Below are 15,641 nucleotides of genomic sequence, written 5' to 3'. Positions count from 1 at the left end.
TCTCGACTTCTGTACGCCGAATGAGCGATCCCGGGAGGTGGCGCGATGACGCAGGGACGGCCCGGAGGAGCCGCCTGGGCCCCGTTGTGGGAGCGCGAGGTCGAACTCGCCGCGGCGACCCAGGCCGTCGAGGAACTCTGCGCGGACGCCACGAGCGACGCGGGCGGCCTGCTCGTCTTCAGCGGAGAGGCCGGCATCGGCAAGACCGCGCTCCTGTCCGAGGTGCGGCGCATCGCGGAGGCCCGCCGCGCCACGGTCTGGTCCGCACGCGGCGGTGAGGCGGTCACCTCCGTCCCCTTCAACGTCGTACGCCAACTCCTCCAGCCCGCACTCGTCTCCCTCTCGCCCGACGAGGCCCGCGAATACCTCGGCGACTGGTACGAGATCGCGGGACCCGCCCTCGGCATAACCGAGCCCGGCGGAGGCCAGGCCGACCCCCAGGGCGTCTGCGAGGGCCTCGTCGAAGCGGTCTCGCGCCTCGCACAGCTGAAATGGCCGCTCGTCCTGCTCATCGACGACGCGCACTGGGCCGACCAGGAGACCCTGCACTGGCTGGCCGCCTTCGCCCGGCGCCTGGACGAACTGCCCGTGCTCGTCGTGATCGCCCACCGGCCCGGCGACGCCAGAGGCGAGAGCGCCCGCCATCTGGCCTCGGTCGCCGCGTCGGCCCGCTCGTTCAGCACGCTGCGCGCGCTCACCCCGGACGCCGCCGCGGGCCTGACCCGCGCCACACTCGGCGAGCACGCCGACGCCCCGTTCTGCCGCGAGGTGTGGGCCGTCACCGGCGGCAATCCGTACGAGTCGGTCGAACTGCTCGCCAAGGTGCAGGACAGCGAACTGGAACCGGTGGAGAGCACCGCGGACGCGCTCCGCGCCCTCAACCGCACGGCCAAGGGCAACGGCCTCATCGCCCGCCTCGAAGAGCTGGGCACCGACGCCACCCGCTTCGCCTGGGCGGCCGCCATCCTCGGCACCGCCATCTCCCTGGACATGGCCGCCTCGCTCGCCGTCATGCCCCGCGACACCGCCGAACGCTGCGCGGAACGGCTCTGCGCCGCACGCATCCTGCTCCCCGACGCGGAAGGCCTGGAGTTCGTCCACCCGCAGATCGCGAGCACGATCCTCCGCTCGATCCCCGCGGCCACCCGCACCGCCATGCACGGTGTGGCCGCCGCCGTCGTCACCCGCGACGGCCGGGGCGCCGCGGCCGCCTCCCGGCACCTGCTGGAGGTCCATCCGGAAGACGACCCCGAACTGGTCGAGCAGCTGCGCCAGGCCGCGGCCGAACACCTCGCCGTCGGCGCGCCCGACGCGGCCCGCCGCTGTCTGGAGCGGGCCCTTCAGGAGCCACCGCTGCCCGAGATCCACGCGCGCGTGCTCTACGAACTGGGCTGCGCCACCCTGCTCACCTCGCCCGCCACCACCATCCGGCACCTGCGCGAGGCCCTCTCCATGCGCGGCCTCGACAAGGACCTGCGTGTCGACGCGGTCTGCCGCCTCTCCCAGGCACTCGTCCACAACGACCAACTGGAAGAAGGCCTGCGCGCCATCGTCGAGGAGACGGAGCGGCTCGACGACGAGCCCGCGCGGCTGCGCCTGCAGGCCGTGCACTACATGTGGGAGGGCATCCACGCGGGCGAGGAGGACTCACCGGGCCGGTCACGGCGGCTCGCCGCGCTCGCCGGTCCACTCGCCGGCCGGAACAACTCCGAACGCGCCCTGCTGATCCTGCGCGCCTTCGACGCCATGACCCGCGGCGAGAACGCGGAACTGGTCGTCGAACTCTGCGACCGTGCCCTCGTCAACGGCCGCCTCGCACCAGGACTCGGCTGGACCGACACGGAATGGAGCTTCGAACTCCGCCTGATGCTCGGCGGCTCCTACGCCTTCTCGGACCGGCTCGACCGCGCGGAGAGCCTGTTCACCGAGGCCGTGCGCGCGTACGAGACGGCGGGCTGGAGCGGCGGACACCTCGCCCTCTCGCACGCCTTCCTCGGCTATGTGTACCGCAGGCGCGGGCGGCTGATCGACGCCGAGCGCTCCCTGCGCGAGAGCCTGCGCCTCGCCGACCGCGTCGGCACGGGCCTGCCCATGCACTGGGAGGCGGCCAGCATGCTCATCGACACGCTGCTGGCGCGCGGGCACATCGACGAGGCGGGCGCGATCGCCGACCGCTACGGCTTCGCGCCGCCCTCCGCCTCCACGATCTACGTCCCCGACGCCCTGTCCGTACGCGGCAGGCTCCTGCTCGCCCTCGGCCGCGCCGACGAGGGTCTTGGCGTACTGGAGGCCACGGCCAAGGCGTTGACCGCGCGCGGGCAGTACAACACCGTGCTCGCGCCGTGGGCGTACGACCTCGCCCGCGCCCTGGCCCACGAGGACCCCGAGCGGGCGGCGCTCCTCGTCTCCGACGCCCGTATGCAGGCCGAGCGGTTCGGCACGGACACGGCGATCGGCGAGGCCCTGCGGTGTGCCGCCGCTCTGGAGAGCGGGCCGCGCTCCATCGCCCTCTACCGCCAGGCCGCCACGTACCTGGAGGCATCGCCCTGTGCGTACGAACACGCGGTGGCGCGCGTCGAGTACGGGATCGCGGCGGGGTCCGTGCCGGAGCTCGAGCGGGGGCTGACCCTGGCGCGGAGTTGCGGGGCGGATGGTCTCATCGACCGGGCGCTGGACCACCTGTCGCCCGCGCGGCGTTGACGGTCGGGCTTCCGGTGGTGCCCCTGCCGCGCGGGCCGCCTCGGGGCTGACGTCGCGGGGCTCGCGGCCCCGGACCCCGGTCCTCGATCGCCGGACGGGCTCGTTCTGTCGCCGGACGCGTTCCATCAGCCCAGCCTCAACCTGCCCATCACCTCCCTCGCCTCCACCATCATCCGCTCCACCAGCTCCGCGCACGACGGCACGTCCTCGATCACGCCCGCCACCTGCCCCGAAGCCATCACTCCCAGGTCCGGGCGGCCGTCCACCATCGCCGACTTCAGCATCATCGGCGTGTTCGCCGCGAGCAGCACCTGGCTCCACGTCAGGTCCTTGCCGCGCTTCATCGCGAGGCCGTCGCGTGCCATTCGCGTCCAGCCCATCCCGGAGACCTTGCGGAACGCCGCCGCGTGCCGCACCGCCCGTGCCAGGGACGCTGTCCGGCCCGACTTCTCCAGACTCGCCACCAGCTCCGTACGCAGCATCCGGTGCGGAAGGCCGTCCACGCGCGTGGTGACCGTGATGTCCTTGACGGAGGCCGCCAGATAACGCGCCTTGACCGCGTCCGGGACCGTCGAGTCCGAGGTGAGCAGGAAGCGTGTGCCCATGGCCACGCCCGCCGCGCCGTACGCGAGCGCGGCGACCAGGCCGCGCCCGTCGTGGAACCCGCCGGCCGCGATCACCGGGATGTCCACCGCGTCCACGATCTGCGGCAGCAGGACCGTCGTGGCGACCTCGCCGGTGTGCCCGCCGCCCTCGCCGCCCTGCACGATCACCGCGTCCGCGCCCCACGCCGCGACCTTCTCGGCGTGCCGGCGCGCGCCGACCGAGGGGATGACCACCACGCCCGCGTCCTTTAGCTCGGCCATCAGCTCCCTGGACGGTGCCAGCGCGAAGGACGCGACCCGCACGCCCTCGTCGACGATGGTCCGGACGCGGTCGCGGGCGTCACTCGCGTCGGCCCGCAGATTGACCCCGAACGGCGCGTCCGTACGGGACTTGACCTCGCGCACCGCCGCGCGCAGCCGCTCGACCGTCATGGTCGCGGAGGCCAGGATGCCGAGTGCCCCGGCGTCGGCCGCGGCCGAGACCAGACGGGGGCCCGCGACCCAGCCCATGCCGGTCTGCACGATCGGGTGCCGCACCCCGACCAGCCTGGTCAGCGGCGTCTCGATGACGGGCGGGGCCGGCGTCACGCGCGCACCTCGCGCTCGCGCAGGCTCCGTGGGTCCACGACCTCGCGGATCAGCCGCAGTTCCTCGTCGGTCGGCTCACGCGTGTGCGGGACATCATCCGGCACGGACAGTGCGAAACCCGTCGCCTCGCGCACCCGGCCGAGCGTGACGCCCGGGTGCAGGGACACCGGCCGCATCGCGTGGTCGGGCGTGGCGAAGTCGAAGACGCCGAGGTCGGAGACGACGCGGCGCAGGTCGTGGAAGCGGGTCGCGGAGGGCCCCGCGGCGGCCGCGCTGTCGTACCCGACACCGCTGATCATGTCGACCTTCTCGACGAAGACCCGCGTCGAATGCCTCGGGACCCAGTAACTCACCGGGTTGTTGATCGTGTTGGCCGGGGCGCCGCGCACGCCGAGCAGCTGCCGCTGGGGGCGCTCCCAGTCACCGATGCAGGAGATGTTCTGGTTGCCGAAGCGGTCGATCTGGCTCGCGCCCATCATCACGTGCCGTCTGCCGCCCATCACCATCGTCAGGTGCTTGCGGTACGGCAGCCAGCCCTCCGTCACACCCGAGGCGGCGCCCACCGCCGGGACGTCGCCGATGAGCAGTGCCTCGCCGTCCGTGAGCAGCAGGTCGGGGGAGAAGGTGAGCTTGGCGAGGCGCGCGCCGACGGACGGGATCGTGCCCATGGGGGAGGCGAGGATCTCACCGCCGTCCCGCCAGGCCTCGGCGCAGGCGATCACGCAGTACTCGGCGCGGGTGGCGGTCCGCCCGGTCGTCGTCGCACCGGTCCGCGTCATCGCTGCTCCTTGTGCCAGGCCTGGACGGCCAGTTGGTAGTCCCGCTCCGTACCGGTGAGGAAGCGGTCGTGGAAGACCTCCCAGGCGCGTGGATCGGCGGCGGCGGTGGCGTACGTCTTCTGGAAGGGCTCGTCGCGGGCGTAGTCGGGCGCGCAGGACGTGAAGTGCGCGCCCTTGGGCGTCTCGGTCACGCCCGTCACCGAGTGCCGGGAGATCAGCATCGTCTGGGGCACCGCGTGCGCGGTCAGCTCCCTGGAGTCGACGATGCGCTCGCACGAGACGTACGCGGTGTCGGAGGCCTCGCAGAACAGGTCGTCGAAGTAGGGGTCGGGGCCCAGATACTGGCCGTTGCCGAACCGGTCGGCGCGGTTCATGTGCACCAGCGCCGCGTCCATCCGCAGGGCGGGCACGGCGACCAGTTCCTCCCCGTCCGCGTACGGCGAAATGACCGTACGCAGGTGGGGGTTGACCCGCAGCACGTCCGAGCCGAGGCCCGCGCGGATCGGCAGGAACGGCAGTCGCTGGGCGCCCGCGGTGAGGCCCTGCATGAACATCGCCTCGTCCAGCTCGACGAGTTCGAAGGCACCACGCTCGCGTGCCGCCCGGAAATGCGGCTCCAGGGGAATCGAGTCGAGTGTCGTGAACGCCGTGATCAGCTTGCGGATCCGGCCGGCCGCGGCGAGCAGGCCGACGTCCGGGCCGCCGTACGCGACGACGGTCAGGTCAGTGACGCCGGACCGCAGCAGCGCACGCACCAGCGCCATCGGCTTGCGGCGCGAGCCCCAGCCGCCGATGCCGAGCGTCATCCCGCTCTCCAGGCGTCCCACGATCTCGTCGGGCGTCATCGCCTTGGCTGTTCGCTTGGCTGTTCCGTTGGCTGTCTGTGCGGTGTGCGTCATGCCCCGACCTCCCCTTGCGTCCCGAAGTCCTCCCGGATGCGGTCGGCGAGGCCGCTGAGGTTCGCCTCGAAGGTGAAGCCCTGTTCGAAGCGGTAGCTGCGGTGGACGTCGACCGGGTCGATGCCGTTGATCGCGGCCTTCGCGAAGCGCAGCAGTGTGCCGTCCTTGCGGGCGATCTCGTACGCCAACTCCAGGGCCGCGTCGTGCAGCTCGGCGCGTGGGACCACCCGCCACACCGAGCCGTGCGCGTGCAGCTCGGTGGCCGTCGCGGTGCGCGAGGTGTAGTACAGGGCGCGCATCAGATGCTGCGGGACCAGGCGGGCCAGATGTGTGGCCGCGCCGAGCGCGCCCCGGTCCAGCTCGGGCAGGCCGAAGGTGGCATCCTCGCTCGCCACGATCGCGTCCGCGTTGCCCACCAGGCCTATGCCGCCGCCCAGGCAGAAGCCGTGCACGGCGGCGACGACCGGCACCTCGCACTCGTACACCGCCGAGAACGCCGCGTAGCAGCCGCGGTTGGCGCCGATCAGCGCGCCGTGGCCGCTGTCGCGCTGCATCTCCTTGATGTCCACGCCCGCGTTGAACCCACGGCCCTCGGCCGCAAGCACCACACAGCGCGTGGCGGGGTCGCGGCCGGCGGTGCGGACGGCGTCCGCCACGGCATACCAGCCCTGCACGGGCAGGGCGTTGACGGGCGGATAGTCGACGGTGACGACGGCCACGCCCTTGTCCGGGACGGAGGTGGAGACAGACATCAGAGGATCCGCTACCTTTCGACCACACGCCTTCAACCAAACATTTGTTAGTTGGAAAGGTAGCAGCGATGACTGACACCCGACAGGTGGTCGTCGTCACCGGCGGCACCCGCGGCGTCGGCGCCGGGATCGCCCGCGGTTTCCTCGCCGCCGGGGCGCGCGTCGTCGTCTGCGCCCGCAGGCCACCCGACAAGCCGGTCCAAGCGGCGGGCGCCACCGCCGAGTTCCGCCCGCTGGACCTGCGCGACGCCGAGGCGGCCCATGCCTTCTTCGGCGCGGTGGCCGCCGACCACGGCGCGGTGGACGCGCTCGTGAACAACGCGGGCGGCACGCCGTTCGGCCTCCTCGCCGACTCCGCCCCGGCCCGCCAGGCCAAGATCGTCGAACTGAACCTGCTGGCCCCGCTGTACGCCTCGCTCGCCGCGTACGAGGTGATGCGCGCCCAGGAGACGGGCGGCAGCATCACGATGATCGGCAGCGTCAGCGGCACGCGGCCCTCGCCGGGCAGCGGGGCGTACGGCGCCGCGAAGGCGGGCCTGGAGAACCTCGCCCGGACCATGGCGGTCGAATGGGCGCCGACCGTGCGGGTCAACACGGTCGTCCTCGGCCTCGCCCGCACCGAGAGCGCCCACCTCCACTACGGCGACGAAGAGGGCATCGCGCGGGTCGCCCGCACCGTTCCGCTGGGCCGCCTCGCCGACCCGTCCGACGTTGGCGACGCCTGCGTCTTCCTCGCCTCCGACCGCGCCCGGTACATCAGCGGCGCCGCACTCCATCTGCACGGCGGCGGCGAACGCCCCGCCTTCCTGGACGCCGCCTCCGTCAGTCAGTGAGCCACCAAGGGAGTTGCCGCATGTCTTCGGCCGCCACGTCAGCAGCCGCCACGTCAGCCGCCGCTTCAGCCGCCACGTCCGGAATCTGCGCGGGCCGCGTCGTGATCGTCACGGGCGCGGGCCGCGGCCTCGGACGTGCCCACGCGCGCGCGTTCGCGGCCGAGGGCGCCAAGGTCGTCGTCAACGACCTCGGCGTGGGACCCGACGGTTCCGGGCAGTCCGGCGGACCCGCGCACGCCGTGGTCGAGGAGATCCGCGCGGCGGGCGGCGAGGCCGTCGCGCACGGCGGTGACATCGCGACGTCCGAGGGCGCCGCCTCACTGGTGCGGGCCGCCCTGGACACGTACGGCCGCCTCGACACCCTCGTCAACAACGCGGGCTTCCTGCGCGACCGGATGCTCGTCAACCTCGACGAGGACGACTGGGACGCCGTGATGCGGGTCCACCTCAAGGGGCACTTCCTGCCCTTGAAGCACGCGGGAGCGCACTGGCGGGCCGAGGCGAAGGCCGGCCGCGCGCCGCACGCGTGCGTGGTCAACACCAGCTCCGGGGCGGGCCTGCTGGGCAGCGTGGGACAGGGCAACTACAGCGCCGCCAAGGCCGGCATCCTCGGCCTCACCCTGGTCGCCTCCGCCGAACTGGCCGCCTATGGAGTCCGCGTCAACGCCATCGCCCCCGCCGCCCGCACCCGCATGACGGAACAGACCTTCGCCGACACCATGGCCGCCCCCGGGGACGGCGGCTTCGACGCGATGGCCCCGGAGAACGTCTCCCCGCTGGTCGTCTGGCTGGGCTCCACCGCGTCGGCCGGGGTCACCGGCCGCGTCTTCGAGGCGGAAGCGGGCCGCATCACGGTCATGGAGGGCTGGCGCCCCGGCCCCACCGCGGACAAGGGCGCGCGCTGGTCCCCGACGGAGGCGGGCGAGGCGGCCCGCGAACTCCTCACCGGCGCGGAGACGCCGCAGCCGGTGTACGGGGCGCGGTGAAGGGCACGCGCGCGTGCCGTGCTGCCCCTTGCCCCCGCGGCCCCTTAACCCTCCTCGGCGAGTACGCGCTGTGCCACCGCGAACGCCGCGTTGGCCGCCGGGACTCCGCAGTAGACCGCCGTCTGCAGCAGGACGGCGCCGATGTCCTCCGGAGTGAGGCCGTTGCGGCGGGCAGCGCGGACGTGCAGGGCGAGTTCGTCGAGGTGGCCGTGGGCGACGAGCGCGGTCAGCGTGATCATGCTGCGTTCGCGGCGCGGCAGTGTGGGGTCGGTCCAGATCTCGCCCCACGCGTAGCGGGAGATGAAGTCCTGGAAGCGGGCCGTGAAGGGCGTGGTGTTGGCCTGGGCGCGGTCGACGTGCGCGTCGCCGAGCACGGCGCGCCGCACGGCCATGCCGTTGCCCGCAGGGCCGGTCGAGTCGGTCGAGTCGCTGAAGTGCGCGCGCAGGGCCGCCGTCACGGCGGCGGGGCGCTCCGCGGGCGCCAGATGCGAGGCGCCCGCGAGTTCCATGAGGGACGCGCCCGGCACCGTGTCGGCGATCTCCCGGGCGTGGGCGGGCGGTGTCGCCGGATCCTCGCGCCCGGCGATGACCAGCGTGGGCGCGGTGATGGTCGGCATGGCGTCCCGCAGGTCGTACGCGGCCAGGGCGTCGCAGCACGCGGCGTACGCGTCCGGGTCGGCGGCCCGATGGTCCGCCACCAGGGCGGGCACCGTGAAACCGGGCGTGAACCAGCGCTGCGGCGCCGACTCCGCGAGTGCGGCCAGGCCCTCGCGGCGTACCGTGGCGGCCCGTTGGCGCCACGGCTCGGCGCCGCCGAAGTGCGCGGAGGTACAGATCGCGGCGAGGCCCGTCACGCGCTTCGGGTGGTGGGCCGCGAGATGCAGTCCGACGGCCCCGCCGATGGAGACACCCGCGTACGCGAAGCGGTCGACGCCGAGCGCGTCGGCGAGCGCGAGGACGAGCCCGGCGAGGTCGGCGACCGTGGCGCCGGGCCCGATCAGATCCGCGGGGGAGCCGCCGTGGCCGGGCAGGTCCCAGCGGACGACGCGGTGGGCGGTGGCGAGTTCGGGCGCGACGGCGTCCCACAGGGCGGTCGAGGTGCCGAGGGACGGGCCGAGGAGGAGCGGGGGAGCGGTGTCCGGCCCCTCGGTGGTGTGGTGCGGCAGCCTGCCGGTGGTGTCGATGGTCAACGTCGCTCCAAGGCGCGGTCGGTGAGGGTGCCGGCGGAGCCGGTGTAATGGGTGGGGTCGGTGAGTTCGGTGAGATCGACGCCCTTCAGGGCGGGCTCCACCAGCAGGCTTTCAGCCAGGACCTCCGTCAGCGGGCGTCCCTCGGTACGGGTACGCCGCGCCGCGTCGGTCAGGAGCTGCTTCGCGCGGGCCCGCCCGAGCAGCGGCGTCAGCTCGGCGGCGAGCCGCTCGGACACGATCAACCCGCCGGTGAGGTCCAGGTGTTCCCGCATGGCCTCCGTGTGGACGCGCAGCCCCTCGGCCATCTCGGCCGCGTCACGGGCGGCGCCTCCCGCCAGGCGGAGCAGGTCGCGCAGGGGCTCCCACTCGGCGTGCCAGGCGCCCGCGGACCGCTCGTCCTCGGCGACCAGCGAGCCGTACAGGGTGGCCGCCAGGGCGGGCGCGCGGCGCGCGGCGGCGGCGATGAGCGTGGCGCGGACCGGGTTCGCCTTGTGCGGCATCGCGGACGAACCGCCACCGGAGCCTTCGGAGAGCTCGGCGATCTCGGTGCGGGAGAGCGTGAGAACGTCCGCCGCCGCCTTGCCGAGGGCCCCGGCGGTGAAGGCGAGGGCGGACGCCAGGTCGGCCACGGGGGTGCGGAGGCTGTGCCAGGGGATCAACGGCTCGGCCAGCCCCAGCTCGCACGCGAAGACCCCCGAAAGCCCCTCGACAAGCCCGCCACCCCGCGAAGCGGACACCCGACCTGAACCAGAAGCACCACCACGCGGACTCCCGCCCGCCCCCCGTCCTGCATCCGGACCCCCGGCCGCCCCCGAAGCCGGGCCGTCACTCGGACTCCCGCTCGGCCCCCGTCCTGCATCCGGACCCCCGGCCGCCCCGGAAGCCGGGCCGTCACCGCGACCTTCGGCGGTCGCCTCCGAAGCCGGGCCGTCACTCGGACTCCCGCTCGGCCCCCGTCCTGCATCCGGCCCCCCGGCCGCCCCCGAAGCCGGGCCGTCACCGCGACCTTCGGCGGTCGCCTCCGAAGCCGGGCCGTCACCGCGGCCCTCGGCCACCGCCCCCGAAGCCTCGCCCGGAAGCTGGCCCTCCCTCCGTCGCCCGGCCGGGGGCAGCCCCGCCTCCACGTCCGGGTGGAGCCGCCCCTCGCCCCCATACACGCCATACACCCCGAACACGGCCAACGTCCCCGCCGCGCCCCCCAGTTGCACAGGCAGCGCACCCCGCACCCTCGCGACCCGGTCCCGTGCGTCGAGCACCAGTGAGCGCCAGCCCGCGGCCTTCAGGCCGAATGTCGTCGGTACCGCGTGCTGCGTCAGGGTGCGGCCCGGCATCGTCGTGTCCCGGTGTCGCGACGCGAGGCGGGCCAGGGCGTGTTCCGTGCGGGTCAGGTCCGTGAGGAGCAGGTCCAGTGTCCGTGCGGAGAGCAGCATCAGGGCCGTGTCGAGGATGTCCTGGCTCGTCGCGCCCCGGTGGACGTAGGGCGCCGCGTCGGCCGGTACCGCCGCCGTCAGGTCCGCCACCAGGGGGATCACCGGGTTGCCGCCCTCCCGCGCGCGGAGTGCGAGAGAGCGGGCGTCGAAGCGGGCCGCGTCCGAGGCCGCTTCCGTGACCGCGGCGGCCGCCTCCGGAGGGGCGAGGCCCACCGCCGCCTGCGCGCGGGTCAGCGCCGCCTCGGCGTCCAACAGGGCCTGGAGGAAGGCGACGTCACCGGTCGCCTCCTCGGCGCCGGAGCCCACCGAGCCGGGGGAGAACAGGCCGGTCACAGGAACTCCAGGAAGACCGTTTCGCCCGCGCCCTGGAGACGGATGTCGAACCGGTACGTACGCGCGGCCTCGCCCCGCGCGATCAGCGTGGCACGCCGGTCCGCGTCCAGAGAGCCGAGCAGCGCGTCGCCGGGTTCGTCCACCACGTACGCGCGCGTGTAGAGGTGATGCAGCAGCCCGCGCGCGAAGACGGCCAGCGAGATGTACGAGACGCCGCCCGGCGGCAGCGTCCGTACAGCCCAGTGTCCGTCCGCGTCCGTCGGCACCCGGCCGAACCCGGTGAACGCGACACCGTCACGCCCGATGACCCGCCCCGTCACGGGGTCGCGCCGCAGCGACCCGGGGACGCCCTCCCGCGAGCCGTCCGGAGCGGGCTGCCAGGTCTCGACGAGGGCGTCGGGGACGGGCTGCCCCGCGCCGTCGTACACGTACCCGTGCAGCGTGATGGTGTCCGGGTCGCCGACGGGCGCCACCTCGCCGCCGCGCGGGAAGGGCAGCGCGTAGCCGTAGAAGGGCCCGACGGTCTGGGAGGGCGTGGGGAGCGGCGTGGAAGCGGAGGTGGAAGCGGACGTGGGCATCAGTGGTGGTCGCCTTCCTCGAAGAGGGTCGCGGACGGGCCGTCCAGGACGATGTCCCAGCGGTAGCCCAGTGACCACTCGGGGACGGACAGGTCGTGGTCGTAGGCGCAGACGAGGCGCTCCCGCGCCGACTCGTCGGTCACCGAGCGCAGCACCGGGTCGTACGGGAAGAGCGAGTCCCCGGGAAAGTACATCTGCGTGACGAGGCGCTGGGTGAACGCCGTGCCGAAGAGCGAGAAGTGGATGTGCGCGGGACGCCAGGCGTTGACGTGGTTGCGCCACGGGTAGGCGCCCGGCTTGATGGTCGTGAAGGAGTACGTCCCTTCGTCGTCGGTCAGACAGCGGCCGAAGCCCGTGAAGTTCGGGTCGAGGGGCGCCGGGTGCTGGTCCAGCTGGTGGGCGTAGCGCCCGGAGGCGTTGGCCTGCCACAGCTCGACCAGCTGGCCGCGCACGGGCCGCCCGCCGCGGTCCAGGACCCGGCCGCTCACGGTGATCCGCTCGCCGAGCGGCTCTCCCTGGTGCTGCCGTGTCAGATCACGGTCCAGAGCGGTCACGTCGCTGACGCCGAACGCGGGGCCGCTCAGCTCCACCGCCTCGGGGTCGCGCAGCGGTATCAGCGGCTGCTTCGGGTGGCGGTAGTGGCTGCTGCGGTAAGGCGGGTAGTCGCGCGGCGGATGGTGCCCGTGGGCGGCCGACGCGGCCTGCGCCTTGGCGACCTCGGCGTCTATCGCGTCCTGGGTGAGCCCGTCGGGCAGCGGCCCGGTGGACGAGGGCCCGGTGGACGAGGGCTCGGTGGACGAGGGCTCGGTGGACGGCGGCTCGGTGGAGGGGGCGGAGGAAGTGGTCAGGGTCATCTCTTGCGGCTCCTGGTGTGCGGCCATGCTGGTGGCTCCATGAGGACGTGACGGAAGGCGGGTGCCGGGACCGGAAGAGGGCTTATGGCGTGCTCCCCGGCAGCCGGACCTCGGCCGCCGTCTTCGCGACGACCTCCTCGACCGTGCACCCCGGGGCCAACTCGACCAGCGCCAGACCGTCCTCCGTCACATCGAGAACGCACAGATCGGTGATGATCCGGTCCACGCACGCCTTGCCGGTCAGCGGCAGCCCGCACTCCTCGACGATCTTCGCGGAGCCGTCCTTCGCGGTGTGCGTCATGACGACGATGACGGTGCGCGCGCCGTGCACCAGGTCCATCGCGCCGCCGATCCCGGTGATCATCTTCCCGGGGACCGCCCAGTTGGCGAGGTCCCCGCGCGCGGAGACCTGCATCGCGCCGAGCACGGCGGCATCGATGTGGCCGCCGCGGATCATCCCGAAGGAGAGCGCGGAGTCGAAGTAGGCGGCGCCCGGCAGGACGGTCACGGTCTCCTTGCCCGCGTTGATCAGGTCCGGGTCGACCTCGGCCTCGGTCGGGTAGGGCCCCACTCCGAGGATGCCGTTCTCGGACTCCAGGACCACCTCGACGCCCGGCGGCAGGTGGTTGGGGATCAGCGTGGGCAGGCCGATGCCCAGGTTCACGTACTGGCCGTCGCGGAGTTCGCGCGCGGCGCGGGCGGCCATCTGCTCGCGGGTCCAGGGCATCAGCCGTTCACCGTCCGCTTCTCGATCCGCTTGTCCGCCGCCTGCTCCGGGGTGAGCGCGACCACGCGCCGTACGTAGATCCCCGGCAGATGCACCGCGTCCGGGTCGATCTCGCCCGGCTCCACCAGCTCCTCCACCTCGGCGACGGTGACGCGTCCCGCCATGGCCGCCAGGGGGTTGAAATTGCGGGCGGACTTGTTGAAGACGAGGTTGCCGTGCCGGTCGCCCCTGGCCGCCCGTACCAGCGCGAAGTCGGTGCGGATGCCGTGCTCGAGGACGTACGGGGTGCCGTCGAACTCCCGCACCTCCTTGGCCGGGGACGCGAGCGCGACCCCGCCCGAGCCGTCGTAGCGCCACGGCAGGCCGCCGTCGGCGACCTGCGTGCCCACCCCGGCCGGGGTGTAGAACGCCGGGATGCCCGCGCCGCCCGCCCGCAGCCGCTCGGCCAGCGTGCCCTGCGGGATCATCTCGACCTCCAGCTCACCGGCCAGGTACTGCCGGGCGAACTCCTTGTTGGCGCCGATGTAGGAACCGGTCACGCGGGCGATGCGGCCCGCCGACAGGAGCGTCGCGAGGCCCGAGTCCAGCGCGCCGCAGTTGTTGGACACCACCCGCAGGTTCGAGGCCCCGGATCCGTGCAGCGCGCGTATCAGCTCGTTCGGCACGCCGCTCAGGCCGAAGCCGCCGACCGCGAGCGACGCCCCGTCCCGGATGTCGGCCACCGCCTCCGCGGCCGTGGCCATCACCTTGTCCATCCGCCCAGCCCCCTCTCCTCCGGCCCGATCAACATCAATCAATTAATCAGGGCACTGACTATTTCTGCGAGGATAGGAGTGTGCGAAGTCCATGGCAAGAGCAGGCAGTAGTGAGGCTGTCGAGCAGGTATCGTTCAGTGCACCGACGAAAGCGGACGGACGAACTGACGAGAACCGTCGAGGAAGCGGAGGACCCCATGGCCGCGGTGGACCTTGCCACCCACCCCGGGCACCTGGCCCGGCGCCTGCAGCAGGCGCACTACCTCCTGTGGAACACGATGGTCTCCGAAGAGATCACCTCACCGCAGTTCGCCGTCCTCAACGCCCTCGTCGCCGAGCCCGGCCTCGACCAGCGCACCGTGGGGGAGCGGGTCGGCCTCGACCGCTCCACCGTCGCCGAGGTCATCAGCCGGCTCATCCGCCGCGAGCTGCTCGACAAGGTCCGCGACCCGCAGGACGGCCGCCGCTATCTGCTGCGCCTCACCGACGACGGCAGACGCACGCACCGCAAGCTGACCGTGCGCACCGCCCGCATGAACCAGGTGTTCCTCGCGCCGCTCTCCACCGACGAGCAGACCGTGTTCTTCGACCTGATCCAGCGCGTCGCGGACGCGGCAGAGGGCCTGCGCAACCCCGCCGAGCCGCTGACGGCCCCCAAGGCCTGAGCCCGCTCACACCTTCGCGTACACCACCCACACCTGCCCCTCGGCGAACGGCAGCGGCTTGCCGTCGGGCGCCGTGAACTCCGTGCCGTCCCCGGCGGACGGCCGCTTCCAGCGCGCCTCGTAGGCCCGCCCGTCCCGCAGGACGCGCGCCGTCCCCCCGCCGACCGTCTCGGTGAAGGGCGAGACACTCCCCGAGCGGTCGTGGAAGTGGGAGGACCGCACCTTCACGTACTGCACGACGACCGTGGAGGCGCCCAATTCCTTGCCGTCGGAGGTGCGGGCACGCTCGCCGTCCATGGCGATGCGCCAGCGGCCCTCGTACTCCACCCAGTCGAAGGTGAAGCGGGCCGCCGGGAAGCTGACCGTCCGGTGCGTCTCGCGCGTGCCGCCCGCCGGGCGCGGCCCGAACCGGAACCCGGTGCTCTCCAGGGCGCCCGCGCGCGGGTCGGCCTTCAGCGCCTCGGGGCGTACGAAGAGGTTGTGCGGCGCGGCCTTGTCACTGTCCCGGTAGTAGGCGTCCTCGGGAGCCTTGTCCGGCGGCAGCGCGCGCACGGGGGCGCCGGCGATCGACGGGAGAAGCTTCGACTGAGCCCCGGAGAAGGCGAACACGGGCCGGTCGAACTGCCGCAGGAGTTCCAGATCCGTCTCGCGCGCGCTGCGCACCGGCCCGATCGCGGGCGGCAGCCGCGAAGCGTACACGGCCATCAGACGGCTCAATCCCGCCTCCACCTGCTCGACGTACACGACGTCCGCGGCGTCCAGACCGCTCTGCGGGCGGGCCTGAGGGACGTTGTCGATCTTGACGGCGAGGACGGTGCCACCGTCGCCAGGGGCGCCGCCCGCGGACGGTCCCCTCCCGTCGGGTTGCACTGTGCAGGCGGCCGCCAGGGCGGCGAGCAGCACCGCCCCGGCCCGTCTGCGCGTCCGCGTCCACCGTCTCATGCGTACGTCATACCCCGTACGCCCC

General features: G+C 73.3%; 15 protein-coding genes. 4 read left to right on the top strand and 11 right to left on the bottom strand.

The features are described 5' to 3' along the window. Positions 1-45 precede the first annotated feature (45 nt). A complete protein-coding gene (locus ACWDZ7_RS04060) occupies positions 46-2,700 on the top strand; it encodes an ATP-binding protein (RefSeq protein ID WP_451794603.1) in 2,655 nt (884 codons plus the stop codon). A gap of 125 nt (positions 2,701-2,825) precedes the next feature. Here the strand turns inward: ACWDZ7_RS04060 and ACWDZ7_RS04055 are convergent, their stop codons facing one another. Genes ACWDZ7_RS04055 through ACWDZ7_RS04040 form a run of 4 tightly spaced genes read right to left on the bottom strand, consistent with a single transcriptional unit; the run spans position 2,826 to position 6,323 of the window. Beyond that, entirely contained in the window at positions 2,826-3,872 is a 1,047-nt protein-coding gene (locus ACWDZ7_RS04055; RefSeq protein ID WP_451794780.1) for an NAD(P)H-dependent flavin oxidoreductase, read from the bottom strand. A gap of 17 nt (positions 3,873-3,889) precedes the next feature. Next, entirely contained in the window at positions 3,890-4,672 is a 783-nt protein-coding gene (locus ACWDZ7_RS04050; protein WP_451794602.1) for a CoA-transferase subunit beta, read from the bottom strand. After that, positions 4,669-5,571, bottom strand: a complete 903-nt coding sequence (locus ACWDZ7_RS04045) for a CoA transferase subunit A (RefSeq protein WP_451794601.1) — start codon at positions 5,569-5,571, stop codon at positions 4,669-4,671. Before ACWDZ7_RS04045 ends, ACWDZ7_RS04050 begins: the two co-directional genes overlap by 4 nt. Beyond that, on the bottom strand, positions 5,568-6,323 hold the full coding sequence (locus ACWDZ7_RS04040) for an enoyl-CoA hydratase family protein (RefSeq protein ID WP_451794599.1): 756 nt from the start codon (positions 6,321-6,323) through the stop codon (positions 5,568-5,570). Before ACWDZ7_RS04040 ends, ACWDZ7_RS04045 begins: the two co-directional genes overlap by 4 nt. A gap of 68 nt (positions 6,324-6,391) precedes the next feature. Between ACWDZ7_RS04040 and ACWDZ7_RS04035 the strand changes: the two genes are divergently transcribed. Together ACWDZ7_RS04035 and ACWDZ7_RS04030 are read left to right on the top strand one after the other, a co-directional pair. After that, complete coding sequence (locus ACWDZ7_RS04035) at positions 6,392-7,156, top strand: SDR family oxidoreductase (RefSeq protein ID WP_451794598.1); 765 nt, start codon at positions 6,392-6,394, stop codon at positions 7,154-7,156. A 20-nt stretch (positions 7,157-7,176) separates the two neighbouring features. Continuing rightward, positions 7,177-8,142, top strand: coding sequence for an SDR family oxidoreductase (locus ACWDZ7_RS04030; protein ID WP_451794597.1), 966 nt, complete (start codon positions 7,177-7,179; stop codon positions 8,140-8,142). Positions 8,143-8,186: 44 nt separating this feature from the next. Here the strand turns inward: ACWDZ7_RS04030 and pcaDC are convergent, their stop codons facing one another. From pcaDC to ACWDZ7_RS04000, 6 genes are read right to left on the bottom strand one after another with little or no spacing between them, the layout of a single operon-like run. Continuing rightward, entirely contained in the window at positions 8,187-9,332 is a 1,146-nt protein-coding gene (gene pcaDC, locus ACWDZ7_RS04025; protein WP_451794596.1) for a bifunctional 3-oxoadipate enol-lactonase/4-carboxymuconolactone decarboxylase PcaDC, read from the bottom strand. Continuing rightward, positions 9,329-11,095, bottom strand: coding sequence for a lyase family protein (locus ACWDZ7_RS04020; protein WP_451794595.1), 1,767 nt, complete (start codon positions 11,093-11,095; stop codon positions 9,329-9,331). The genes pcaDC and ACWDZ7_RS04020 overlap by 4 nt, the downstream gene beginning before the upstream one ends. Beyond that, positions 11,092-11,673 (bottom strand): protocatechuate 3,4-dioxygenase subunit alpha, encoded by a 582-nt coding sequence (gene pcaG, locus ACWDZ7_RS04015; RefSeq protein ID WP_451794594.1) that lies wholly within the window; start codon positions 11,671-11,673, stop codon positions 11,092-11,094. The genes ACWDZ7_RS04020 and pcaG overlap by 4 nt, the downstream gene beginning before the upstream one ends. Continuing rightward, positions 11,673-12,554, bottom strand: coding sequence for a protocatechuate 3,4-dioxygenase subunit beta (gene pcaH, locus ACWDZ7_RS04010; protein ID WP_451794593.1), 882 nt, complete (start codon positions 12,552-12,554; stop codon positions 11,673-11,675). The genes pcaG and pcaH overlap by 1 nt, the downstream gene beginning before the upstream one ends. Positions 12,555-12,609: 55 nt before the next feature. After that, complete coding sequence (locus ACWDZ7_RS04005; protein WP_451794592.1) at positions 12,610-13,254, bottom strand: CoA transferase subunit B; 645 nt, start codon at positions 13,252-13,254, stop codon at positions 12,610-12,612. Continuing rightward, a complete protein-coding gene (locus tag ACWDZ7_RS04000) occupies positions 13,254-14,009 on the bottom strand; it encodes a CoA transferase subunit A (RefSeq protein WP_451794591.1) in 756 nt (251 codons plus the stop codon). Before ACWDZ7_RS04000 ends, ACWDZ7_RS04005 begins: the two co-directional genes overlap by 1 nt. A 197-nt stretch (positions 14,010-14,206) precedes the next feature. On the opposite strand from ACWDZ7_RS04000, the gene ACWDZ7_RS03995 reads away from it, so the two are divergent. Beyond that, the gene (locus ACWDZ7_RS03995) at positions 14,207-14,674 is read left to right on the top strand and encodes a MarR family winged helix-turn-helix transcriptional regulator (RefSeq protein WP_451794590.1); all 468 of its coding nucleotides are present in this window, start codon (positions 14,207-14,209) and stop codon (positions 14,672-14,674) included. Positions 14,675-14,680: 6 nt separating this feature from the next. On the opposite strand, the gene ACWDZ7_RS03990 is transcribed toward ACWDZ7_RS03995, so the two are convergent. Further along, positions 14,681-15,616, bottom strand: a complete 936-nt coding sequence (locus tag ACWDZ7_RS03990) for a DUF3048 domain-containing protein (protein ID WP_451794589.1) — start codon at positions 15,614-15,616, stop codon at positions 14,681-14,683. Positions 15,617-15,641 lie beyond the last annotated feature (25 nt).

The organism is Streptomyces sp. NPDC003032, assembly GCF_053591415.1.
Note: the sequence above shows the minus strand (reverse complement) of the source record. Positions and strands in the feature narration are given on the sequence as shown.

Coding starts and splice junctions, on each gene's coding strand:
- ACWDZ7_RS04005 (WP_451794592.1), bottom strand. CDS start 13,254: ATGCCCTGGACCCGCGAGCAGATGGCCGCCCGCGCCGCGCGCGAACTC.
- ACWDZ7_RS04040 (WP_451794599.1), bottom strand. CDS start 6,323: ATGTCTGTCTCCACCTCCGTCCCGGACAAGGGCGTGGCCGTCGTCACC.
- ACWDZ7_RS03995 (WP_451794590.1), top strand. CDS start 14,207: ATGGCCGCGGTGGACCTTGCCACCCACCCCGGGCACCTGGCCCGGCGC.
- ACWDZ7_RS04000 (WP_451794591.1), bottom strand. CDS start 14,009: ATGGACAAGGTGATGGCCACGGCCGCGGAGGCGGTGGCCGACATCCGG.
- ACWDZ7_RS03990 (WP_451794589.1), bottom strand. CDS start 15,616: ATGAGACGGTGGACGCGGACGCGCAGACGGGCCGGGGCGGTGCTGCTC.
- ACWDZ7_RS04045 (WP_451794601.1), bottom strand. CDS start 5,571: ATGACGCACACCGCACAGACAGCCAACGGAACAGCCAAGCGAACAGCC.
- ACWDZ7_RS04050 (WP_451794602.1), bottom strand. CDS start 4,672: ATGACGCGGACCGGTGCGACGACGACCGGGCGGACCGCCACCCGCGCC.
- ACWDZ7_RS04035 (WP_451794598.1), top strand. CDS start 6,392: ATGACTGACACCCGACAGGTGGTCGTCGTCACCGGCGGCACCCGCGGC.
- ACWDZ7_RS04030 (WP_451794597.1), top strand. CDS start 7,177: ATGTCTTCGGCCGCCACGTCAGCAGCCGCCACGTCAGCCGCCGCTTCA.
- pcaH (WP_451794593.1), bottom strand. CDS start 12,554: ATGGCCGCACACCAGGAGCCGCAAGAGATGACCCTGACCACTTCCTCC.
- pcaG (WP_451794594.1), bottom strand. CDS start 11,673: ATGCCCACGTCCGCTTCCACCTCCGCTTCCACGCCGCTCCCCACGCCC.
- ACWDZ7_RS04060 (WP_451794603.1), top strand. CDS start 46: ATGACGCAGGGACGGCCCGGAGGAGCCGCCTGGGCCCCGTTGTGGGAG.